Source organism: Hyalangium versicolor (assembly GCF_020103695.1).
GTDB lineage: Bacteria > Myxococcota > Myxococcia > Myxococcales > Myxococcaceae > Hyalangium > Hyalangium versicolor.
Window position 1 is genome coordinate 536,194 of sequence record NZ_JAHXBF010000002.1, and the last position, 24,193, is coordinate 560,386.

The following is a 24,193-nucleotide window of genomic DNA, read 5'->3' on the forward strand; positions in this document are numbered from 1 at the left end:
AGTCGCTGCCATCTCCTGTCGCCGAACCATCAGCGATAGCTGAACAGATGAGCCCCGGGGGGGGGAACATGCAGGACGCTCGCGAGGAACAACTCGAGGTTGCACTGAAAAAGGGCTTCATCTCCCCGGCGGAGGTGGAGGCCTTGCGTAAAGAGTCCCACGCCAGGGCACGCAGCCCCCTGCAACTGCTTCACGAGCGGGGACTCATCTCCGAGGAGACTCTCAACGGTCTCCAGCAAGACCTGCTGGAGACATCGGTCGTGCAGAGGGCGAATCCGTCCGAGGCGGACACCCTGCCGCCAGCAGGCACGGCTCACGGCCACGGCACACCAGCGGCAGGCGCCTTTCCCGTGCCCGGCTGGGAGCGCTATCAGTTCGTGAGACTGCTGGGCGAGGGAGGAATGGGGCAGGTGTTCCTCTCCTATGATCCGCGCCTGCGCCGCAACGTGGCTCTGAAGTTCGTCCGGGGCCAGGGTCCGGAGCTCGTCAGTCGGCTGATCTCCGAGGCCCGCGCCCAGGCTCGGGTCGATCACGAGAGCGTCTGCCATGTGCACGAGGTGGGTGAAGTCCAGGGCCTGCCGTACATCGCCATGCAGCACGTGAACGGGCACCCGCTGAGTTCCTTCACCGACACACTCACCGTGACGCAGAAGGCCATGGTCGTGCGCGATGCGGCCCTGGGCATCCATGCCGCTCACGGCGTGGGGCTCATCCACCGCGACATCAAGCCCTCCAACATCCTGGTCGAGCAGACCCCGGAGGGCCGTCTCCGTCCCTATGTGCTGGACTTTGGCCTGGCACGCGATTGGCGGTCGAAGGGGCTCACCGAGACGGGAGCGGTGCTCGGCACTCCCCACTTCATGGCCCCCGAGCAGGCGCGCGGCGAGGTGACTCGCTTGGACTGGCGCGCCGACGTCTACAGCCTGGGCGCGACGTTCTACCACCTGCTGACGGGCAAGCTCTCTGTCCCCGGGGAGAATGCCTTGGAGGTCCTCAACAAGATCGCGACCACGGAGCCTCGTCCTCCGCGCAGCATCGATCCGCGGATCCCTCAGGATCTCGAGGCCATCGTCCTCAAATGCCTGGAGAAGGAGCGGTCGGCTCGCTACGACTCGATGCTCGCCCTGATCGAGGATCTGGACCGTTTCCTCGCGGGCGAGCCCGTCAAGGCGCGCTCCGCCGGTCTGGGCTATCAGTTGTACAAGAAGGCCCGGAAGCACCGGCGCATGGTGGCCGTGGCCGCGGCGGCGCTGCTGGCGGTCGCCGGCGCTCTCGGGTGGGCGGTGTACACGCGCAGCCAGGCCGCCCGACTCCAGGTGTTCACGCGCGACATCACGGAGAAGGTCGAGCGCATCGAATCCCTGGCCCGCCTCACCGCGCTCTCTCCCATCCATGACACGCGCACGCTGCGCGACACCCTCCTGCGGGAGGTGAGTGCGTTGGAGAAGGACAGCCAGGAGGCGGGCCCCCTGGCGGAGGGAGCAGTCCGCTACGGGCAGGGACGCGCCTACCTGGCTCTTGATGAGGACCGGAAGGCCTTGGAGAAGCTGGAGGCTGCATGGGCCGCGGGCTTCCAGGAGCCGCGTGTGGCCTTCGCGCTGGCCCAGGTGATGAGCCGGCTGTACCGCCAGGAACGGCTCGAGGCAGCGCGGCTGGCCGTTCAGCGGGGACAAACCGGACAACCTGCTTCGCCCCCCCACCAGAGAATCGAGAGCCGTTACCGTCAAGGGGCCACGGCCTACCTCAAGCTGAGCGAGAAGGCGGATGACTTCTCCCCCGTCTGGGGAGGCGCGCTGATCGCCTTCTATGATGAAGACTTCGATGAGGCCCTGAAGCAACTGGACTCGATGAAGGCCTCTGAGCCCTGGCGTTATGAGGCGCTGCAGCTCCGGGGAGACATCCTCCAGGCGCGGGCCGCCCGGCACGTGGAGACAGGTGACTTCGAGAAGGCCCGGCAGGATTTCGCCGACGGCCGCGAAGCCTACGCCGCCGCCGCGGAGATTGGCCGGAGCGAGCTGGCCATCCCCCTGGCCCAGGCGGAGCTGGAGCTCACGCAGCTGATCATGGAGATTCACCACAAGGGCCACACCGAAGAGTGCTTCCAGCGCGGAATGGATGCCGTCGCGCGCGCGCTGCGGATCGCTCCAGATTCCGTCGAAGCCCTGCTCCTGGAAGCCCAGTTGGGCCAGCGCATGGCGGAACACAAGCTCAACTCCAGGGCCTACGCTGAAGCGAGCGCGCTCGTTGACAGTGCGCTCACCGCGGCCACGAAGGCCGACGCCCAATCGTCGCACGCCCACCTGGAACTGGCACAGATACTCATCCTCCAGGGGCGGATCCTGGCCCAGAAGAATGAGTCTCCGAATGCTCCGCTTGCCCAGGCGCTCGAGCTACTCAATCAAGTGCAGCCAAAGGACCGCGACGCCCATTACATGCTGCAGCGCGGCCTGCTCTTCGCATCCTGGGCGGAAGACACGAACACCCCCGGGAGCACGGCTTCTCATCTCGATCAGGCCATCGAAGCCTTCCATCAAGCGACCGTGCTCGATGACAAGCTGCGCCCAGCCTGGACCAACCTGGCGAAGAACTACCTGGAGCGCGAGAGACGCCAGGACGCCAAGGCTCCAGAGGAAGATCTGCAAAGGGCGCAGGAAGCGATTGAGAGAGCCATGGCGCTCGGCGCTCAGGACCACGTGGTCCATCACTATGCAGGCCAGGTTCATGCGAGGAAAGCAGCACGGATCCTGGCCAGAGGTGATGATGCCCGTGCGGAGTGGAACAACGCGCGCGCGGTATATGAGGATGCGATTCGCATCAACGCACAGGAGTCCTATCTCCATGATGACCTGGGCGCCGTCCTCAATGAACTGGCACGCGAAGAGTGGAGGCATGCAGGCGATCCCTCCCAATTCCTGACGCAGGCGCAAGCCAGCTATGAAAAGGCCTATGCGCTGAACCGTCAGTTCACCACCGCGCTGAACAACGTCAGTGATACGTGGATGCTGCGTGCGCTGTACGAGCAGGAACGGGGAACTTCCCCCGAGACCAGCCTCAAGAGGGCGCTGGCCGCGCTGACCCTCGTGAGCCAGTTGGACCCTACCGACCCGGTGCTCCAGGCCAACCTGGGAGCAGTTCATGTCTTGAGCGCGGACTTTGAGTCGAGCCGGGGGCGTGATCCCAGTCAAAGCCTGCGGCTGGCCGAAGACGCACTGCGTTCGGCCATGGCGGGCTCACAAGACGACCCGCAGATCTGGCGCTACCGTGGACAGCTTCGGGGACTCCAGGCCCGTTGGCTCTCCCGCCATGGCAAGAGCCGGGATCTCGATCAGGACTTCGCGCAGGCGGCCAGTGACTTCCAGAGGGCACTCGAACTCGCGGGCCGCACCTACGATACTCGGAAGACCGAGTACCTGATGGCCTTTGCCCGGTTCTGCTGCGAATGGAGCACCTGGCAGCGTGGGGAGGGTGAGAGCGCCAAGGAAGCGCAGAAGCTCGGGCTCGAGACGCTGCAAGCGACGTTGAAGGTCTCTCCTCAAATGCTGGGCGCGCTCGAGCTCCGACAGTGCCTGCATGAAACAGAGTTCTCTCTGCACGCCCCTTAGAAGCCAGGGGCGAGCAGCATGGCGCGGGACGATGGTCTCGCGCCATGCTTCTGCCAGGGATTGACCCGTCTCAAGAAGCGCCTGAACGCGTCATCGCTTCAGGATTCACGGCCTGCCGGGTTGAAAGAGTCGCAGAGCCCTTGCAGATGAGCTGCCGGATCAGACCCCACAGCTCGAGCAGCCGGAAGGGGAGCTTCTTCTGGGGCTGAGAGAGGGGTTCCGATTTCCGAGCGTAAGCAATCCCGTTGGGATTCGTGGGCTTCTGGGTCTGAGGGTCGATCTCGGAGGCAGACAGGGTGTTTCCAACAACGGCATTGTTCTCGGCAGTCATGGGTACTCTCGAGGTTTGAGGTTTTGCGACTCAGCCGTCGTGGATAAGGGATTTCGAAGTGAACTCCCGTTTTACGCTTCTCGACGACCTTGCAGGTTGTCTCTTCAACCGGCGTGCCACCCCACGGGACGATTTTCCGGGGGGTAGGACGAACGAAACCCAACAAGTCGGGCGTCGAAATCGCTTTCCGACATGACAAGCCGTGCCGCTGGCATGACGGGGGCGTCATAGGACGCCATCACTTGGAAGCTCAGGGCCGTTGGAGTCCCAATTCTCGAAGCCTGCGAACGATGGCCCAACGAGACATCCGAAGGCGATGGACCATGCTGTCCACATCGCCTTGGCATTCCTCGTAGACGCGGCTGAACTCCTCCGAGCCTGAGCTGGGGCGGATGTGCCGCTGGTACCACTCCTGGAGTGAGGAACGGGCCACACGAAGCCGCTCCGCGGCCGATTTGATCTCCCAACCGCAAGCTTCCAAGGTGGCTGTCAACTCCTGCTCGGAGAAGTCCGAGACCTTGGGCCGATCCGTGCTCTTCGGCTCGGGCGTGGGCGGATTCACTGGGGGAGGGGGCGTCAAAGGCAGAGCCGGAGGGGGAGCCAGTTCCTGCTCCAGACGGGGGTCGAGCTCCAGTCCACCGGGCTGCCCACGGTTGTTGATGATGATCCGGCGTGTCAGGTTGCGCAGCTGGCGGATGTTTCCGGGCCACGGATAACGCACCAGCCATGAGGCCAGCGAGGCCGGCAGCCACAGCTCGCTCGTGCCTTCCGGGACGTTCAGGCGCTGCGCCTCTCCAATGGCCTCCAGTTCCTCTCGCGCGAAGTGGAGGAAGAGCGAGCCGATATCCTCGCGCCGTTCCCGAAGCGGTGGCACCCGAATCTCATACCCCGCCAGCCGATGCAGCAGGGGCGCCTTGAAGCGGCCTTCCTGGATCTGCTTCTCCAGGTGAGCATCCGTGGCGGTCAACAGCCGCACGTCCGTGGGCACCGCCGTGGAGGAACCCACCGGGAACATCTCGCGCTCCTCCAGCACCCGCAGCAGCATCACCTGCACTTCGGAAGAAGCCTCACCCACTTCATCCAGGAACAGCGTCCCGCCTTGGGCCGCACGAAAGAGGCCCTCCCTGTCCTTCACCGCTCCGGAGTAGGCCCCCTTGACGGCCCCAAAGAGTTCAGCCGCCGCGATCTCCTTGGGGAGCGCGCCCAGGTTGACGCTGATGAAGGGCCGGTCACGCCTCGGGCTGCGTTGGTGGAGCGCCTTGGCGATCAGCTCCTTGCCCGAGCCGGTCTCTCCTCGGATGAGCACGGGCACATCCAGATCCGCGACCTGTTCGATGTCGTCCCGCACGCGCTGCAGGCCCAGGCTGTTGCCCACCATGCCCAATGCCTCCACCCGGGTGCGCGTCACGGGAGAGGCCAGATGCAGCAGCAGCACCACCCGCTCGGCCAGTTCCAGAGGTACGCCCGTGGCCACCTCCTGGGCGCTCAGCATCCGCGTGCCACGCAGCGGCTCTCCCGCGATGGAGACCTTGCTTCCCTCTCCTGCTTCCAGCCTGAGGCTGCCCTCGGGACCGGGTGAGAACACGACAGGGCTGCGGCTGCTCACGAAGGGATCCGCCAGCGGCTGAGCCAGACCTCCCTGGGGGTGCAGGAAGTCCGGCTCGTTGCGCGAGAGGGCCACAGAGCGGCCTTCCGCCAGTGCCAGCAACAACAGCCGTTGGCCCACGCGGTGGGGGACCGGATGCGAAACGATGCTCAGCGCTGCAATGAGGCGAGCCGGCTGCTTGTCATGACGCTCCTGCTTCCAGTCGACCGTCGAAGCGTCCTCAGGACCCTTCTTCGTCATCATGTGCCCTCGTCCACAGCTCAAGGCACACCCTAGCGTGCATGGGAGTGCAACGTATAGATGGCCGCAGGGTCGTCCAGGTTCCTGGCGAGCCTATCGTTCGAGCGGGCGAGGAGGCTGTCAATGCAGGGCCACGCGCTTCGCCCTCACCGCTTCGCCCTCCGCTTGCGCGCCACCACCTGCTTATAGGCAGCCTGGAGCCCAGCGAGCACCGACTCCTTGGGAGCGGGCGCTCCCAGGTGGAGACTGCGCAGCTCGGCCATGAAGGCATCCCAGAGCGGTGGGCCACCCTCTTCCAAGAGCTGCGCGCGGATCGACAGCTCCTCGGACACTGGCGCGTGACGGCGGCCCCATGCCCCCATCTGCGCCAGCAATGGCACCAGCTGGATGGAAGGCTCGGTCAGGCTGTAGATGGCTTTCTGTTTATGGCTCGGATCGTCTCGCCGGCTGAGCAGCCCGATCTCCACCAGCCGCTTCAGGCGATCCGCCAGGATGTTGGAGGCAATCCTCTCCTCCGACTGGCCGAGCAGCTCGCGATAGTGGCGGCGGTTGCCGAACATGATGTCGCGGATGACAATCAGGCTCCATCGATCTCCCAACATCTCGAGCGTCAGGTTGATTGGACAACCTGAACGGTGTGCCTCCTGCATGGTACGCCTCTCTTCATCGACTGCTTGCAAAGTAGGAGCAGTGTGCCTACAACGCAACTGCTTGCAAACCGCAAGCAGTCCCAAGGAGCACGACGACCATGGCCCTGACCCTCTATTCCCATCCCTTCTCGTCCTACTGTCAGAAGGTGCTGATCGCCCTCTACGAGAACGGCACCCCCTTCACCGCGCGCATGCTCGATGGCGACCATCCCGAGGTGCTCGCCGAGTGGGAGGCGCTATGGCCGCTCAAGCGCATGCCCGTGCTCGTGGATGGAGACCGGCCGGTGCTGGAGACGAGCGTCATCATCGAGCACCTCGGGCTTCACCATCCCGGTCCTGTGCGGATGGTCCCCGAGGATCCCCGAGCGGCGCTCCCGGTGCGGATGATGGACCGGTTCTTCGACAACTACATCTCGACGCCGATGCAGAAGCTCGTGGCTGACGGCATGCGCACGGCGGAGAACCGCGACACGCAAGGCGTCGCCGAAGCCAAGGCCATGCTGGAGCGCGCCTATCGTTGGCTCGACGGAACCCTCGCTGGACACGAGTGGGCCGTGGGGGATGCCTTCAGCCTCGCCGACTGCGCCGCAGCGCCCGCGCTGTTCTATGCCGACTGGGCCCATCCCATCAGCGAGACCTTCTCCCGCGTCCGCGCGTACCGGCAGCGGCTGCTCGCGCGCCCCTCCTTCGCCCGAGCCGTCAATGACGCCCGGCCCTATCGGCCGTTCTTCCCGCTCGGCGCCCCCGACCGAGACTGATCAGCCACAAAGTGAACAAATCCACACTAGGAGCGAATTCTAGGAATTCGTGCTAAGACAGATTTATATTGGGTCATTCCTGACATGTAGGAGGGTTCTACACTGATGGCCCATACGAAACGTCATCTGTCCCGGCTTCCCGTGTTGGTGACCAGCCTCGCGCTGCTGCAAGGAGCCCTCGCCTCGGAGGCGAGTGCAGCCGAGAGGCGGTTCTTGATCGATTTCGGGTCGTCGTCCTTCCAGACCCCGGGCTGGAACAACCTCACCGATGGCACCACCGGCGCGACCCTCACGGGATTGAAGGACTCCACGGGAGCCTCCTCGAGCCTGGCACTGCAGGTGACGGACTCGTTCTGGCAGGGGTGGATCGGCGCCTACAACGGGGACGGCACCACGGCGAGCACGCTCTACCCCGCCACGGCGACGCAGGACTCCTTCTTCATCGGCAACCACCAGGGCTCGCTCGATGACACGGCGAAGCTCCAGTTCTCCGGACTCTCCGCGACCGCGACCTATACCCTGCGCTTCTATGCGTCGCGCGTCACGACGGACCTGACCACCGACCGGACCGCGGTGTTCACCGTGAGCGGGCAGACGGTGGAGTTGCAGGCGCGCAACAACGTCGACACCTCCGCGCAGCTCGCCAGCCTCTCGCCCACGAGCGGGCTGCTCGACATCACCATGACGATGAAGCCCGGAGCGGCCTACTCCTATCTGGGCATCATCGAGCTGATCGAGAACGGCTCCGTGGTGGTGAACCAGCCGCCCACCGCGAACGCGGGTAGCGACAAGACAATCCCGCTGCCGTCCAACACGGTGGCGCTGCAGCAGACTGTCGGCGATCCCGAGGGCAAGGCCGTCACCTGGCTGTGGACCCAGGTGTCTGGCCCCAGCACCGCGCGGCTGTACCAGAACCCGTGGAGCCCGCTCATCGCTGGAGACCTGGTGCAGGGAACCTACGTCTTCCGCCTCACGGTGACGGACGACCTGGGCGCGACCGCTTCGGATGATGTCCAGGTGTCAGTGGTGCCGAGCACGGGGAGCGGCACCCCCACGAGCCGGACCCTCACCTCGAAGACCGTCACCTCCAACGGGAAGCTCATCTACTATTACGAGTCCCTGCCGCGCGGTTACAACACCGACCCCACTCGCAAGTGGCCGCTCATCGTCTTCCACCACGGCATCGGCGAGCGCGGCGACACGGCGGACACACTCCCGGCGATCCTCGGCGCGAGCCTCCCCATTCGGGACGGGGCGCCACTCGAGTTCGTCCAGAACGGCGTCACCGAGTCCTTCGTCATCCTGATGCCGCAGCTGCACGGCAGCTACGGCGACTGGCAGGACTTCTTCACCCAGGCGGCCATCGACACCGCGAAGACGAACCTCCGTATCGATCCGGATCGGGTGTACCTGGTGGGCTACTCGCTCGGCGCGTTCCACACCTGGTCCTTCCCCCAGCGCTCGGATGCGAACGCCAACCAGATCGCGGCCATCGCTCCTGTCTCGGGAGGGCGGATCGTCTCCTCTGGAGGCGTGTCGCAGATCTGCCGCCTGGCCAACAAGAAGGTCCCCGTGTGGGCGTCCCATGCGGTGGACGACCACACGGTGGGGGTGAGCTCGACCGATGACGCGGTCAATGCCCTCAACTCCTGCGTCCCGGCGCCCAATCCGGCTCCGAAGTACACCCGCTACACCACGGGCGACCACTGGATCCTCGGCTGGGTCGTCGACCCGAACAACCCGGACGCCTCCAACCTCTACAAGTGGCTGCTGACGCAGCGGCGCAACACCAACATCAGCCCCGTGGTCCAGACCGGCCCCGCGCAGACGATCACCCTGCCGACTTCGTCCGTGACGCTCACGGGCTCGGCCTCGGATGCGGATGGCACCATCGCCAGCTACAGCTGGACAAAGGTGTCCGGAGGCACCGCGAGCTTCAGCACTCCCACAGCGGCCTCCACCACGGTGTCGGGCCTGGTCCAGGGAACTTATGTCTTCCGGCTCACGGTGACCGACAACCTGGGCGCCACGGCCAGCGCCGACGTCACCGTCACCGTCCTGCCCGTGCCGGGCGGGAACAACCCCGCGGCTCGAACGCTCACCGTGCGCTCCACGCGGGTGCCCAAGCTCTACAACACGTTCCTCGGGTTCTACGAGTCGCTGCCGCGCGGCTATGACAATGATCCTTCCCGCCAGTGGCCGCTCATCATCTTCCTGCATGGCCTCGGCCAGCGAGGAAACGGCACCACAGAGCTGCCCTGGGTCCTCGAGCAAGGCATGCCGGCGCTGATCAACGCGGGCGAGCAGCTCGAGTATCCGGTCAACGGGGTAAACGACTCCTTCGTGGTGCTCATGCCGCAGTTGGGCGCGTCGGCCTCGGACTGGCACGCGTACTACGTGGATCGGCTGATCGACTACGCGCAGGCGAACTACCGGATCGACCCCCGGCGCATCTACGTCACGGGCCTGTCGATGGGAGCCTTCGGGACGACGGGGTACCCGGAGATGTCTCTGGCGCATGCGCAGCGGCTGGCAGCCATTGCCCCCACGGATGGCGCGGGCTACGGCACCGACATGTGGACGCCGGATCTCGGCAACGTGCCGCGGAACACGTGCAACCTCGTCCAGGCCAGCGTGAAGGTCTGGCAGTTCTACGGTACCGCCGATTCCTGGATGGGCACGGCCACGGACTTCGTGGCGAGGTACAACGCGTGCAACCCGCCTCCAGAGCTCACTCCGAAGGTGACGGCCTATCCCGGCGTCGGCCACGGGGCCTGGGGCAGGACCTACGACCCCGGACACACCCACCAGAACCCGAACCTCTACGAGTGGCTCCTGGCCCAGCAGCGCCCGGAGTAGCAGGAGCCCCTGGAGACCGGCCGGCACAGCCATGGCGCTGTCCGGTCTCCAGGTTCCACGTGGGGCGTGCCTGCTCGGCGAAGGGCACAAGCCCTGCCGAGGCGGCTCAGCGAAACAGAGAGATGTGGTCGCGCACCCACTGCTCGAACGATCGCGGCGCGCGGCCGAGCACCCGCTCGACGGCATCACTCCGCATCGCGGCCCTGCCTTCTCGTACGAAGAGGAGCCCCTCTTTCACGGCTGCGGCGTAGGCATCCGGGACTCCCGAGGACCTCATTCGTTCCACCGCGACATCCACCGTCACCTCCTCGAACGAGATGGGGCGCGCCAGAACCTTGCCGAGGACCTCCACCTGCTCGCGGGCACTCAGCGGCTCGGGACCCGTGAGGGTATAGGCCTGGCTGTCGTGATCATGGGAGAGGAGCGAGCGCGCCGCGACGGCAGCCACATCCCGTGGATCGACGAGCGCATGCTTGCCATTCCCCGTCGACAGCTCGATGGCGACACCCGATCGGATGAGCGGTACCCAGCCGAGCGCATTCGATGCGAACGCCGCGGGCCGGAGGAGGGTCCACGCCAGACCGGATTCCTTCACGGCTCGTTCGCCGGGCAGGTGCCAGCCCGTGGTCGTCAGCGGCTCCGCGGCGTCCGCGCCGAACACCGACAGCTTTACGATCTTCCTCACCCGGGCCGCCTTGGCTGCCTTCACCATCGCCACGTCGTGGTCCGAGATGGCCGGGCTGGGCGCAGTGAGCAGGAACAACTCGCTGACGCCGTCCAGCGCGGGGGGCAGCGAGGAGGGCTCAGTGAAGTCGCCGCGCACGATGTCGGCCTCCGGTCCCCACAGCGACTTCGCCTTCTCCGGGTCTCGCGTCATCACCCGCACGTGGGCGCTCTTGGCGCGCAGCTCGGGAATGAGCGCGCGGCCGATGGTGCCCGTGGCACCCGTCACCAGAATCATGTCGTTCTCCTGTTTCGAGCCAATCTAGAGAGGAGCGCTCGTGGCTTCTTGGAGATTCCGGCATGGTGTGCAGCCTCCAAAGTGGGCGCTTATGATGGACGCAATGACCGTGCTCCATGAGCGAGCCCTCACGCCAGCCGCCCCCCTCCAGCCGTGGGTGTCGGAGGTTCGTGTCCTGACCCTGTCGCCCTCACCGGCGCGTGCGATGACTCGCTTGCCGAGTGGGACGTCTTCGCTCGTGCTGTGCACGGCGCACACCGAAGGCCTCGAAGTGGTTGCGACCGGGCCCAACACGCGTGCCTCCTACAAACTGGCCCGAGCCGTTCCCCTCTATGTGCGGTTCGCGTTCCGCCCGGGAGGCGCGCGGGCATTCTTCGGCGTCGCGCTCCACGAACTGGCCGACCGCATCGTCTCCATCAATGACTTGTGGGGGCCTCGTGCCCAGGGGTTGCGAGGCAGGCTGGCGCAAGCGGAGGGCGAAGTGGAGCGGACCATCCGCACCCTCGAAGAAGCCCTTCTCGAGCAGTTCGAGGCCCGGCGCGGCTCGAGCTGGCACAGCGAGCTCGTGCGACGCGCGGCGAGCGCGCTCGAAGCCGGTGATGCCGAACCCGAGCACATTCATTCGCTCGCGCAGCGGCTCGGCGTGAGCGAGCGGCTCCTGCGGCAGGTGTTTCGTGAAGAGGTGGGAATCTCTCCCAAGCGGTACGCCCGCATCGCGCGCATCCGAAGGGTGGTCGCCAGGGCCGGCAGCGCGGGCTGGGCGCAGCTCGCCGTCGAGTCCGGGTTCTACGATCAGGCACACCTGACAGCCGAGTTCCGGGATCTTCTCGGTGTCACGCCGCGATCCTTCCTGGCTGGCGATGTCCCCGTACAGAAGGAATGCTGAGTCCGTGCAAGCTCACGCCTGGTACGAAGATGCGCAACTGCTCCCGACGCTCCCGCTCTACCTGCGCGCATATGGGCGCTACCTGCGGCGGATGCTGGATTCCAAGACGGGCCTGGTCCGAGGCGGCTCCTTCCTGCTGAGGCGGCTCCAGGATCTCATCCGGTGGCGCGGCCTCCCGCGAGAGCAGGCCTTCCAGGTGGACGGGCTCACCGCGCACGTGGATCTGCTCGACAACCGGTGGCTGTGGGTACTCGGGGAGTTGCAGGGCAAGAGCGCCGAGGCCCGGCTCATCGAGCAGACCCTGGGGCCTGGCGGAACCCTGCTCGACATCGGCGCCAACCACGGCAGCTACACGCTCCTGGCGGGCCGGCGCGTGGGTCCCACGGGGCGCGTGGTGGCATTCGAGCCGCAGCCCATCCTCGCGCGCCTGGTGCGCCAGTCCCTCGCGTCCAACGGGATGAAGCACGGGACCGTTCACGAGCTGGCGCTTGGCGAGCAGGCCGGGTCGGCCACCTTCTTCATCCCAGCGACAGGCTCCGGCTCGGGCGGGCTGTATGCGTCCTTTTCCGGGCGAGGCCAGCACGAGCGCCTGGAGGTGCGCGTGGCCCGGCTGGACGAGCTCCTCCCGGAGCCGCTCCCCCGGGAGAACTGCCTGGTGAAGATGGACTGCGAGGGAGGCGAGCTCGGAGCACTGCGAGGAGGCCACCGGACGCTCTCAGCGCTTCCGCCCCTGCTGCTCGAACTGAACGCCGCTGCGGCCAGTGCCGCGGGCTACTCCCTGACCGAGCTCCGTGACGAGCTACAGGCCCTGGGCTATCGCCACTTCTCCGAGCTGTCCGCACCATCGCGGACCGAGCCGCTCGCGACGATGCCGCTCGTTCCGCTCCGCAATGTGATCGTGCGCGGTTGAGGCGCCATCTCCTCAGTCCCGTTGGCGGCGACAATGGGCCGAGCTGGTATGGCCAGCATACCAGTTGGTCCGAACCCGGCCCGGAGGGTCTTCCTAGAAGCGGCGATACAGCGTGAAGTCGCCAGCGCTCGCCACCCGCTTCCACCCGAGCGCTTCAGGTGTGGCTCCGAACCCGAAGATGAACATCGATGGCACATCGCAGAGCCACTGGACGTGCTGGGCCTCCAGGTACGTGGCCATCCGTCCCCGGTGAGCCAGCGCCTGCGCGTTGACCTTCCCATCCAGGTTCACGACAGCCGGCTGGAAGAATCCGAGTGTCCCGGACTGGAACGCGGCGACTCGCTCCCCCTCCGGGACCCACGCACGCACCAGATCGAGCTGGTTGAAGAAGCCCGAGCGGACGATCCGCTCCGGTGCGAACCACATCAGCAGCAACAGCCCCAGGCCGGGCGCGATGAGCAGGAACGGCAGGCCCTTCGCTCCCCACCGGATGCGCTCCCGCAGCACGAGCACGGCTGCCGAGAGCAACAGCGCGCCCGGAATGGACAGGGCAGCGACATAGCGCCGGTAGAAGTGGGCAGCCCAGGAACTGGCGCAGTACCAGACGGCCAGCAACAGCCCGAAGACGAGCAGCAGTTGGATGTACCGCCGGGCCCACCGCGCCGGCTCTCCGTGCGGCAGCCCGCCACGCCAGGCCCTCCCCGCCCCCGACGCCAGCACGAGCACCGCGAGCACCGGCACCACGAGGACAGCGGCCGCCATGGCCCAGCTCGGCGCTCCAAAGGGGTAGATGAACGGCGAGGCGGCCATCGCCACCGCGTGGACCGCCGCCTGCACCCGAGTGGGTTCGAGCGCAAACGCCTGCTGTGCCCTTCCACTCGTGGGGACAAACGAGCCGAAGTAGACGACGTTGTAGAGCCACCACGGCAGCGAGACGAGCGTCGACAGGACGCCCACCGCTCCGCTGGTGAGCACGCGGTTCAGCAGCGAGCCAGCGCCTCGGGCCAGGAGCAGGCTGCCCGCGAGCAGCACCACGAGGATGCCGGTGTCGATGCGCGCGAGCACGAGCAGCCCACACAGCACCCCCAGCGCCAGCGCGGAACGGGGCTGCGCGGGATCCGTCCGCGCGAAGGCGAGGCCCACGGCCAGCAGCAGCAACAGCACCAATCCCGTCTCCAGGCCATTCTGGTGCTGCCAGAAGAGGAACATGCTCCCGGCATAGGTCAGCGCGGCCACCCACTCCGTGGCGCCCTCACGCTCACCGAAAGCCTTCGCCGCGAAGCGCCCGAACAGCAAGGCGGAGCCGGCCTGCACCAGCGCCAGGAACAGGATGATCAGGCGGATGGCCCAGGTGTCATCAGGGGCCACCTTGAAGGCTCCGAAGCACACCCCGAAGAAGAGGGGCTGGAAGCCATTGGTCAGGTGCTCGCCATCCGCGGTGATGCCGTGCCCCGCCACCGCATGGCGAGCAATCTGGAAGTAGTAGTAGGCGTCCTCGACGAGGGGACGGTGGAAGATGCGGTCCCCTCCTCGGGCCGCGAGGCTGGCGAAGAGGAGGGACAGGAGGAGCGCAAGGCGAGCCGTCCGCTGCGCGCCCGGTCGGGTCATCGCTCCATAGTGGAGCATCGGGCGCGAGATGGCCAGCGTTCGACGAACCGCCCGAGAGCGATCACTGAACGAAGTACATCAAAGCTCCGGGCGACAGCCGGTTGGCGGTCGTCCCATCCCCGAACGCCCCCTCACTGTTCTGGCCCCAGGTCCACACGGTGCCATCCCGCTGCAATGCCGCCGAGTGATAGAGCCCCGAGGCGATGGTGGTGATTCCATTGAGACCGGGCACCAGGAGCCGCATCGACTGTTGGGTGGTCGTTCCATCCCCCAGCTGGCCATAATAGTTGTAGCCCCAGGACCATGCGGTGCCGTCGAGCTTCACCGCGAGTGTCGAGGCGTACTTGGCGGAGACCACACTCATCCCGTCGAGATAGTGCACCATCACGGGCGTGGTGCGCTGGGTGGTCGTCTGGTCCCCCAACTGGCCGCTGCTGTTGAGGCCCCAGGCGGAGGCATAGCCGTACTGGCGCAGGGCTACGGAGTGGAAGGTCCCCGCAGAGATGTCGAAGGCATCGGTGAGAGAAGACACCTTCACGGGCGTCGCCCGGTTGGTGGTCGTCCCGTCCCCGAGCTGGCCGAAGGCGTTGTAGCCCCAGGCCCACACCGTCCCATCCGGCTTCAACGCCAGCGAGTGGTAGGCACCCGCGCTCACGGTAATGGCTCCGGTGAGGTTCAACACCTTCACGGGCGTCACCCGGTTGGTGGTCGTCCCATCCCCGAGCTGGCCACTGGAGTTGGAGCCCCAGGCCCACACCGTCCCGTCCGCCTTCAACGCCAGCGACTGGTACCACCCCGCGGCAACGGCGACGACGCCACTGAGACCCGACACCTGCACGGGAGTGCTGCGCAGGTTGGTCGTCCCGTCTCCGAGCTGGCCGTAGGAGTTGGAGCCCCAGGCCCACACCGTCCCGTCCGCCTTCAACGCCAGGATGTGGTAGGCGCCCACGCTGATGTCGGTGACACCTTCGAGGCCCAGCACCGGCCCGGCGGGCACGAGTCGCGCGACAGTCGACCCATCCCCGAGTTCTCCGAGGGAATTGCTGCCCCAGGCATAGACCTGGCCATCCTGCTTCAGCACCACCGTGAATCCCGCCCCCGCGCCCACGGCCTTGAGCGGAGGGAGCACCGGCGTCACGGGCAGATTGCGCTGGGTGACGCTGCCGTCTCCCAGCTGGCCGGAGCCGTTGCTACCCCAGGTGAACACGGTTCCATCCGCCATCCTCGCCACTGCATGGTTGAGCCCCGCATCGAGCCCCATCACATCCATGAGGCCGCTCGCCCGAACGGGAGTGACGCTGCGATCGACCATCCCATTGCCGAGCTGACCATAGGAGTTCTCGCCCCAGCCCCAGACAGTGCCATCCTGCTCGATGACGGCGGAGAAATAGAGGCCAGCGGCCAGGCGGGTGACGCCGCTGAGCCCGCTCACCTCCACTGGGAGCGAGCGATTCGTGGTCGTCCCATCGCCGAGCTGGCCGTTGTAGTTGTTACCCCAGGCAGAGACAGTGCCGTCCTTCTTCAACGCCAGGGTGTGGTAGCTGCCGGCCATCACCGCGGCGGCATTGGACAGGCTGGAGACTCGCACAGGCACGGGCCGGTACGTCGTCGTCCCGTCGCCCAGCTGGCCGTATTCGTTGGAGCCCCAGCCCCACACGGTGTTGTCCTTCTTCCAGGCTACCGTGTGGAACAGGCCTGCGGAGATGGAGCCGATTCCGCTCGAGCTCGCCACCTGCACCGGCGCGTTGCGCTGGGTGATCGTCCCATCGCCGAGCTGGCCATAGGAGTTGTTGCCCCAGGCCCACACGGTGCCGTCCTTCTTCAGCACCACCGTGTGGAAGGAGCCCGCGGACACGGCGACGACATCGCTCAGGCCCGGCACCTTCGCGGGCAGCGCTCGCAGCACGGTCGTCCCATCTCCCAGCTGGCCGTTGCCATTGTTGCCCCAGGTCCACACGGTGCCATCCGCCGCGAGCGCCACCGAGTGGTTGGCTCCCGCGGACACGGCGACGACGTTGCTCAGCCCCTTCACCTGCTGGGGGGTGGCGCGAGAGCCTCGGTGCCCGAGCCCCAACGCCCCATAGGAGTTGTCGCCCCAGGTCCACACGGTGCCGTCGGCCTTCAGCTCCATCGTGTGCTGGTTGCCCGCCGAGACACCGGGGCAGGACTGCAGGACGTTCTGGAACAACGACCGGGAGATGGTGAAGCACGTGGTGCGCTTGCCATTGCTGTCGATCACCATCGGATAGGCCGTCACCTCGACCGCGTGCGCCCCGCAGCTCACTCCGAGCTGGCTGTAGAACCATTCGCCCGAGGTGGTGGGGATCTCATCGGCGGTCGTCAGCGTGCCATCCACCCGGTACTCCACGCGCACCCCGGCGGCCAGACCCGACACCGCATAGGTCCCTGCTCCCGCGAGCTCTCCTTCGTACGAGCTGATTCCCTCCAGCTCCAGCGCGCTCACGTCCAGCCCCGTGCACAGCCCCTGCTGCTGGGTGCCCAGCGGCTCGGCGCCAGGTCCCTGCTCCTGCGTGGGCACCCCACAGGCCAGCCACACCACTCCTCCCAAGACCGCCCACAAGAGCCTGCGCTTCATGTCCTGCCTCATGATCGATTCCTCCGGCTCATGGGCACTCTCGGTCCCCGGCCAGTGCATGTCCGCGCGGGGCCTTTGCATTCGACACGCCACCCGGCCGCTTCCTGTCTTTCGAAGGACTTACGGAGCTCCCCACCCTGTCCCCTGGTAACGCCAGTGTCCACGCGCGGGTTTCCGCCTGATCACTCCCGTTACCCCTCTGGCCCCTGCGTCCGGAAAATCACCCGATAATTCGCCGGGAAGATCGTCGACCCGGGTCGTTGTGAGGACGAGCCCCTCGGAAAGCAGGGGCACATCGCTCTTCCTACCCAGGACCCAGAGGTCTCACCCATGAAGCGCTCTTCCTTCCTGAAAAGCTCCCTCCTGGCCGCGAGCCTGAGCGCGGGCTCATCCTTCGCCACCACGCCCATCGTCGCGGACATCGAACCGACGCTGACCCTCCCCAGGGGCTCCATCCGCGAGATGAGCGGCTGGATCGAGGTGCAGAACCCCAACCGCGTGGAGCTCTGGGCTTCGGCGCGCAGCTTCTCCAGCCCGCTGGGCTACTCCGTCGAGGTCAGCTCCGAGCCGGTGCTCGTGAAGGGTGGGGACCGGGCGCGCATCACCCTGAGGCTGTCCGTCACGGGAGATGGGCTCTACCACGTGGCGATCCCGGTCAACCTGCTGGGCGCGGACGGTTCACTCGTCAGCCGCGTCGAGGGCACGATCGATCTCGAGGTGCGCGACGGCACCTACCTGGTCGACAAGTACGAGAACCTCTTCGTGCGCCCCGTCGACCAGCAGCTCGACGAGGACGACAACGAGGTGTTCGTCTTCCGCGCCGCGCCGCCGCGGACCGACATTCCCCTGAGCCGGGACTACGCGCTCGAGCGCTGGGAGATCGACGATCTCTCGATCATCACCGACGGCGCCGTCTACGAGAGCACGCCGGGCTCCGAGGGAGACGAGGTGCAATCCCCCACCCTGCCCCTGCCTCCGCCCCGCGACTCCACGCTGCCGCGGCACGTGGATCCGGAGGATGTGAAGTACACCCAGAGCGCGGTCGATGAGCGCATCCAGCGGGCCCTCGAGACCGGGGGGAAGGGCGTTCGACAGAACGGCGTGAAGCCCACGGGACTCGTCTCTGGGATGAAGGGCCAGGGCTCGTTCAACTACACGGGCATGGACGGCCTGCTGCACCCGGCCTGGGGCTGGCGCGTCTATGCCTATATCGACCTGGGCTTCATCTCGGTGAGCATCGCCAAGACGAACGTGAAGGCGAACGGCTCCTGGAGCGTGAACCTGCCCGCGCTTCCGAGCGGCTACCCCGTCCACTTCGCCTACGAGCCGCGCAACATCTACTTCACCCTGAAGAACTCGGCGGGGAGCTACTACAGCTTCAGCTCGGGCGCCCAACACTCCACGGCCACCAACAAGACGCTCAACGAGTACACGCAGGCGGCCTACCTGAGCAACAGCGACCTGGTGGGGCTGGGCGAGGTCCACCGCGACGGCATGGAGTTCTGGGAGTCGCTCAAGACGAAGGGCGAGGGCATTGATCCAGTGCCGTCCAAGAGCATCTCCCTGCACTACCCGAACACGACGGAGGACTGCGGCCGGAAGGACGGCAAGCTCTGGAGCTGCGCCAGCACGGACGGCCACATCTGGATCATCCCGGCGCACGCCAGCGGCAACGTGATCAAACACGAGCTCGCGCACCAGTTGCAGTACAAGTTCTGGGACGGCAAGACGCCCGACGACAGCAGCGGGACCCACAAGATCACGGACTGCTACACCACGGGACTGGCGCTGTCCGAGGGCTTCGCCGACTTCATGCTCGTGTGGTCCAACCTTGACCGCACCCAGAACGGAAACACCCCGTGGAACGTCGAGCGTCCCGACCTGGCCGGCGCCTGCACCACGAAGAACCTGAACGAGCTGTGGGTGGCGGGCAACTTCTGGGACTTCTACGACTCGGTGACGGACGGCAAGGACACCATCTACTACGTGCACACCGGCATCGTGCCCAAGATGTACCTGAACAACGGCAAGCACAACTCGATGTCCGAGTACCTCAGCATCTTCAAGTCCAAGGCCAGCTCGAACCACCAGACGATCGTCTCGGACATCTTCACCCAGAACCACCAGTAAGCAGCCCGAGCTTCACCCCACACCCTCGGCGATCCGTCCGCGGACGGTTTGCCGGGGGTGTCGCTTTTTTGCAGGACGCTCCCCCACATCTGCTCCGAGGCCAGGCTGGCCTTCCCAAGCGGGCTGGCCTGAGCGCCCACTCAGCGCATGTTGTTGATGATGGCCATGCTCATCTCATTCAGCTTCTTGAGGATGTTGCTGATGGTGCTGACGGCCTGCTGCTCCTTGTCCAGCCTCAGCTGATTCGTCATCAGATCTCGCTGCTCCGCAGGAACCTGGGCGAGCATTTTCTGCTCATCCGCCGTAAAATTCTTATTGGCCGCAACGGAGTTGAGAAGCGAATCAATGGAACTCATGTGGAGCCTCCTGCCGCGACAAGGTGGAGTCCCTGTCGCAGGGCAAAGAGGTACCTGAGCGATAGGCGAACCTCTGTACCGCTGGGGAGGTACCCTTCCGAGGCATTGGACGTTCACGCCCGAACGGTCGGACCGATGAAACCAGTGGCAGGCTCGGCTCGAACGCCGCATGGTGCGCCCCCATGAACTTCAGGAGGCACTTCATGCGTCTGTTCCCTCTGACTGTCGTCGCCCTGACGATGGCGGCCTGCGCTCGAAACGCCACGCTCCCCGAGCCCTCCGCGGGCCCCCCGGAGACGAGCGCGTCGGTGGAATCACGGAGACCCACGCTCGAGCTCGTCGCCCAGTCACCGAGACAGTGGACGGGGATCACCGTTTCGAAGGAGGGCCGCATCTTCATCAATTTTCCCCGCTGGTCCGAGGACGTGCCCGTCTCGGTGGCGGAGCTGAAAGGCGACACGGTCATTCCCTGGCCGGATGCGGCGTGGAACTCGTGGACTCCGGGCGGGACGGCGGAGAACCGTTTCGTCGCGGTGCAGAGCGTGGTCGTCGATGATCAGGACCGGCTCTGGGTCGTGGACACCGGCAACCCGCAGTTCAAGGGCACAGTCATCCAGCCACGGCTCCAGCAGTTTGATCTCTCAGGACGGCTGGTGCGCACCTACGGTTTCCCGCCCGAGGTCTCCTCCGGGAACAGCTACCTCAATGACGTTCGCATCGACACGGAGGGTGGGGTGGCGTACCTCACCGACTCGCAGGCAGGGGGACTGGTGCTCCTCGACCTGAAGAGCGGGAGCGCACGCAAGGTCCTGAGCCAGCATCCCTCCACCCATGCGGAGGCCAATCAGATGGTCGTGATGGGCCGGTCCTTCCCGCGAGCCGTCCAGAGCGATGGCATCGCGCTGAGCCCGGACCGGAAGACGCTCTATTGGACGGTGCTGACGGGCCACACGCTCTGGCGCATCCCCACCGAGGCCCTGCGAGACGCCCGTCTGGACGACGCCGCGCTGGCTGGCCGCATCGAGCAGGTGGCCACCATCGTGGCGACGGATGGCATCGAGTTCGATCGCCAGGGGCAGCTGTGGCTCGGGGGCCTGGAGGACAGCTCGCTTGCCCGATATGTGCCGGAGGGGAAGTACAAGCAGGTCCTCCAGGACGACCGCCTCCGGTGGCCCGATACCTTCGCGGTGGGGCCGGACGGCAAGGTGTACGTCACCACCTCGCAGATCCACCTGCAGCCCGCGGAGCGCGGGCCCTACGAGATCTACCGCTTCACGCCGTGAGCCTTGTGCACGAACCAACTGGTATGGCGGTCATACCAGCTCGGTTCATTACCGTGGCATCTACGCGGTACGCGGCTTGGCTCTCTCGAGAATGGGGTAGTAACACGCGCGCTTCCACTCGTATCCATCCTCGCCGCAAGCTGGAGGAACATCGACTAGACGACGCCAGCATCCTCCGTTGATCTCGATGTTCCCCACTCTTCGACAAGGAGCGCGCCGCTGCCCTGGAAGCGGATGCTCCGGTAGCTCCGTTGCGATGACCTGGGCCTCCCAACGGATAAGCAGCTCGTCCAATGTCACCCGTGCATTTCCCCACCCCAGGCTCAGTGGCAGCAGCAACGCGGCGGCAACAACAAACCCCTGCGTCTTCATCATTGGCTACCTCAGCGTGGGCGCAGGGCAGTTCGTTCCGCCCTCTTGCACACTACCCAATGCGTCACGCGTTTGAGGCAGGTCCTGCCTGTGCAGGCTCGGGCTCCACCTACACGCATCTGTTTCCCGATCAACAAGCTATAGTCGCTTTTCGCGGATAAACAGGGAAGACTGCGCGACCTGAACTGAATCGCCCGGAGCACTTCCCTGGATGACGCGGACGCGCGACGAGGAAAGGCAGGAGGCCCCAGGAACCCGCTCTCACTCGCCCGGGCCGGAAGAGTTCCCCACGCCTGCCGAACGTCCACCACCGCCAGTTCCGACCCAGCCCACCGTCCCTCTGCGCAGGCCTCCCTCGACCCCGGGGGAGAAAATGGTGCTCCCGGAATGGCAGCCGCCTTCTGGCCGCGAGGTGCCGCCTCCAGGGCGCACCCTGGCTGGGCGCTACACGGTGCTGGAGCCACTCGGCGAAGGCGGCATGAGCGTGGTGCTGGCCGCCTATGACGCGAGGCTGGACAGACGCGTGGCCCTCAAGCTGCTGCGCATGGAGGCGAATCCGGATGATGCAAATCCGGAGCTGCGCCTGGTGCGAGAGGCGCAGGCCATGGCCCGCCTCAACCACCCGCATGTGGTGGCAGTCTACGACTCGGGCCAGTTGGAGGACGGCTCGCTCTTCATCGCCATGGAGTACGTGGAGGGACAGACGCTGCGCCAATGGGGCAAGGAGAAGCCTCGCTCCTGGCGCGAGGTGCTGGAGCTCTTCCAAGCCGCCGGGAGCGGGCTGGCCGCGGCGCACGCTGCCGGCCTCATCCACCGCGACTTCAAGCCGGACAACGTGCTGGTAGGCCGGGACGGGCGCGTGCGGGTGGTGGACTTCGGAGTGGCGAGGCCCGTGTCTCGCCCTGAGACGCCTCCGCTCCCCGTGCCCTCTCCCCTGCCACCCGGCGCATGGGACACCGAGCTCACCCTGCCAGGCTACGTGGTGGGCACTCCCCGCTATCTGGCTCCAGAGCTGTTCACCGGTACCCCCGCGGACACGCGCAGCGATCTGTTCTCCTTCTGTGTCGCGCTCTACGAGGCCCTCTGCGGCCAGCCAGCCTTCTCGGGTCCTCCAGACAGAACACCCGTCACTCCACCACCTGCCCACCTGCCGACCTGGCTGATGAGGTCCGTCCTCCAGGGGTTGTCCATCGATCCCGCGCGGCGACCGGCCTCCATGCCCGTGCTGCTGAAGGCGCTGGCAGATGACCCTGCCCTCCGGCGCAATGCCCGGCTCCGCAGGGCCGCGATGGTGGCCATGGGCACGGCAATGGTGGCACTGGCCACCTGGGGCTGGCTGCGTCAGCAAGGAGAGGCTCCGGACTGTTCTCATATGGAGCGCAGGCTCGAAGGCATCTGGGACACACGTGTCCAGCAACAGGTGCGACAGGCTCTGGAGAGCACCCAACTGCCTTACGCGTCCGCCACCGCCGAGCGCGTGGCCGCAGCGTTGGAGCGCTACGCCCAAAGCTGGACGCGCATGCGAAGCGAGGCGTGCAAGGCAGCGCTCGAACCGACGGAGTTGCCGCGAGGCCTCGCTGTGCTGCAGGAGTACTGCCTGGAGCGCCGGCGCAGTCAGCTTCGCGCGCTCACCGATCTGCTGGGCAGAGGCGCGGATCCGGAGCTGCTGCCTCGCGCGGTGGAGGCGGCCCAGGGGCTGCCGCCGCTGGAGTACTGCACGGATGCCCAATCGCTGACCGCGGCTGTGCCTCCGCCCGAGGAGCCCGGGCTACGAGCCCAGGTCGAAGCGCTCCAGCAAGAGGTGGATCGACTGGAGGCGCTGTACGAGGCGGGCAAGTACTCGGAGGGCATGGCATTCGGCGTTCAACTACTCCCGCGCGTGGCCTCGGTGGCCTTCCCAGCCTTGCGCGCACGGGCGCTGTACCAGTTGGCCCAGAACCTGGAAGGTGCCGGAGAGTTCAAGCAGGCCGAGACCCGCGTGCGCGAGGCCATCCCCCTGGCTGCCGAGGGCCGGGACGATGCACTGCAATCGCGCGCGTGGGGTCTGCTCACGCTGCTGGTAGGCACCCGGCAGGGCCGATACGAGGAGGCGCAGGGCCTGGAACTCATCACAGCAGCAGCCGCAGCGCGCACAGAGGATCCCCTGGCCCGCGCCGAGGCGCTCAATGCCCTCGGAACGCTGATGAATGGCCTTGATCGCTACGACGAGGCTCAGCGCCTCTTCGAGGAAGCGCTGAAGCTCTGGGAACAGGTACGAGGACCGAGGCATCCCTACGTGGCGGGATTCCGCAGCAATCTGGGCGCCGCACTCCTCATGAGGGGTGAGTACGACGCGGCGCGGAAGCACCTCGAGAGTGCGCAGGCACTCTGGGAAGAGGAACTGGGGCCAGGGCATCCCTATCTGATCAACTCACTCGCCAACCTGGGGTTGGTGCACTGGCGGTTGGGGCATCTCCAGGAGGCGCTGACCTATCTGGGACGCACCCGAGCCCTCGTCGAGAAGGTGCTGGGCCCCGAGCACCCCTTCCAAGCCGAGTCCCTCAGCCTGGAGGGCCAGGTGCTGGCGGACCTGGGGCGCTACACGGAGGCGGAGCAACGGCAGCAGCAGGCACTGGCGTTGATGAAGAAGGTTCTCGGACCGGAGCACCCCAGCATCGCCGAGCCCCTGCTCGGTCTTGGCCATCTGAGGCGGCTCCAAGGACAGGCCTCCGAGGCCCTGCCACTGTTGGAGCAGGCACTGAAGGCGGCCCAGGGCTCCACTCAGGCCGAGGTGCAGTTCGAGCTGGCTCAGACACTCTGGAACACACGCGCCGGGCATGCGCGCGCCCGCGAACTGGCTTCACAGGCTCAGGAGTACTGGCAGCGAGTCGGGCATCCCCAGCGGACCGAAGTCGCCCAATGGCTGGCGGCGCACCCCGCGCCTTGAAGCCCTGGAATCCATCACCCGGTGGCAGAGCCAGCCAATCTTTTGGCGGCTCCGGTCAATGAGCGCACTGCCTCGCCCTGGCAGATTGCCGTTCGCCACACGAGGCGCAGCGGAGCCTG

General features: G+C 66.3%; 14 protein-coding genes. 8 read left to right on the forward strand and 6 right to left on the reverse strand.

The features are described 5' to 3' along the window. The first annotated feature begins 68 nt into the window (after positions 1–68). Positions 69–3,602: a serine/threonine-protein kinase gene (locus KY501_RS05725; protein WP_224361502.1), complete on the forward strand. Its 3,534-nt coding sequence runs from the start codon at positions 69–71 to the stop codon at positions 3,600–3,602. Positions 3,603–4,183: 581 nt separating this feature from the next. Here KY501_RS05725 and KY501_RS05730 read toward each other — a convergent pair. Together KY501_RS05730 and KY501_RS05735 are read right to left on the reverse strand one after the other, a co-directional pair. Further along, positions 4,184–5,782, reverse strand: coding sequence for a sigma 54-interacting transcriptional regulator (locus KY501_RS05730; protein WP_224361503.1), 1,599 nt, complete (start codon positions 5,780–5,782; stop codon positions 4,184–4,186). A gap of 143 nt (positions 5,783–5,925) precedes the next feature. Next, complete coding sequence (locus tag KY501_RS05735) at positions 5,926–6,429, reverse strand: winged helix-turn-helix transcriptional regulator (RefSeq protein ID WP_224361504.1); 504 nt, start codon at positions 6,427–6,429, stop codon at positions 5,926–5,928. Positions 6,430–6,527: 98 nt separating this feature from the next. Between KY501_RS05735 and KY501_RS05740 the strand changes: the two genes are divergently transcribed. Further along, on the forward strand, positions 6,528–7,187 hold the full coding sequence (locus KY501_RS05740) for a glutathione S-transferase family protein (protein WP_224361505.1): 660 nt from the start codon (positions 6,528–6,530) through the stop codon (positions 7,185–7,187). A gap of 105 nt (positions 7,188–7,292) precedes the next feature. Continuing rightward, the gene (locus tag KY501_RS05745) at positions 7,293–10,046 is read left to right on the forward strand and encodes a carboxylesterase family protein (protein ID WP_224361506.1); all 2,754 of its coding nucleotides are present in this window, start codon (positions 7,293–7,295) and stop codon (positions 10,044–10,046) included. A 106-nt stretch (positions 10,047–10,152) separates the two neighbouring features. Here the strand turns inward: KY501_RS05745 and KY501_RS05750 are convergent, their stop codons facing one another. Further along, positions 10,153–11,007, reverse strand: a complete 855-nt coding sequence (locus tag KY501_RS05750) for an SDR family oxidoreductase (RefSeq protein WP_224361507.1) — start codon at positions 11,005–11,007, stop codon at positions 10,153–10,155. A gap of 103 nt (positions 11,008–11,110) precedes the next feature. Here KY501_RS05750 and KY501_RS05755 point away from each other — a divergent pair, with 103 nt between their 5' ends. After that, positions 11,111–11,893 carry a helix-turn-helix domain-containing protein gene (locus tag KY501_RS05755; protein ID WP_309242948.1) on the forward strand — a complete coding sequence of 261 codons (783 nt, stop codon included), beginning with the start codon at positions 11,111–11,113 and terminating at the stop codon, positions 11,891–11,893. Positions 11,894–11,897: 4 nt separating this feature from the next. Next, positions 11,898–12,803 carry an FkbM family methyltransferase gene (locus KY501_RS05760; RefSeq protein ID WP_224361509.1) on the forward strand — a complete coding sequence of 302 codons (906 nt, stop codon included), beginning with the start codon at positions 11,898–11,900 and terminating at the stop codon, positions 12,801–12,803. A gap of 93 nt (positions 12,804–12,896) precedes the next feature. On the opposite strand, the gene KY501_RS05765 is transcribed toward KY501_RS05760, so the two are convergent. Then, a complete protein-coding gene (locus KY501_RS05765; RefSeq protein WP_224361510.1) occupies positions 12,897–14,411 on the reverse strand; it encodes a hypothetical protein in 1,515 nt (504 codons plus the stop codon). A 61-nt stretch (positions 14,412–14,472) separates the two neighbouring features. Further along, the gene (locus tag KY501_RS05770) at positions 14,473–17,007 is read right to left on the reverse strand and encodes an RCC1 domain-containing protein (RefSeq protein WP_224361511.1); all 2,535 of its coding nucleotides are present in this window, start codon (positions 17,005–17,007) and stop codon (positions 14,473–14,475) included. 330 nt (positions 17,008–17,337) lie between these two features. Here KY501_RS05770 and KY501_RS05775 point away from each other — a divergent pair, with 330 nt between their 5' ends. After that, a complete protein-coding gene (locus tag KY501_RS05775; RefSeq protein WP_224361512.1) occupies positions 17,338–19,137 on the forward strand; it encodes a hypothetical protein in 1,800 nt (599 codons plus the stop codon). 140 nt (positions 19,138–19,277) lie between these two features. On the opposite strand, the gene KY501_RS05780 is transcribed toward KY501_RS05775, so the two are convergent. After that, complete coding sequence (locus tag KY501_RS05780; protein WP_224361513.1) at positions 19,278–19,493, reverse strand: hypothetical protein; 216 nt, start codon at positions 19,491–19,493, stop codon at positions 19,278–19,280. Positions 19,494–19,696: 203 nt separating this feature from the next. Between KY501_RS05780 and KY501_RS05785 the strand changes: the two genes are divergently transcribed. Next, positions 19,697–20,776 (forward strand): SMP-30/gluconolactonase/LRE family protein, encoded by a 1,080-nt coding sequence (locus KY501_RS05785; protein WP_224361514.1) that lies wholly within the window; start codon positions 19,697–19,699, stop codon positions 20,774–20,776. A 745-nt stretch (positions 20,777–21,521) separates the two neighbouring features. Next, positions 21,522–24,074, forward strand: coding sequence for a serine/threonine-protein kinase (locus KY501_RS05790; RefSeq protein WP_224361515.1), 2,553 nt, complete (start codon positions 21,522–21,524; stop codon positions 24,072–24,074). The last annotated feature ends 119 nt before the right edge of the window (positions 24,075–24,193 follow it).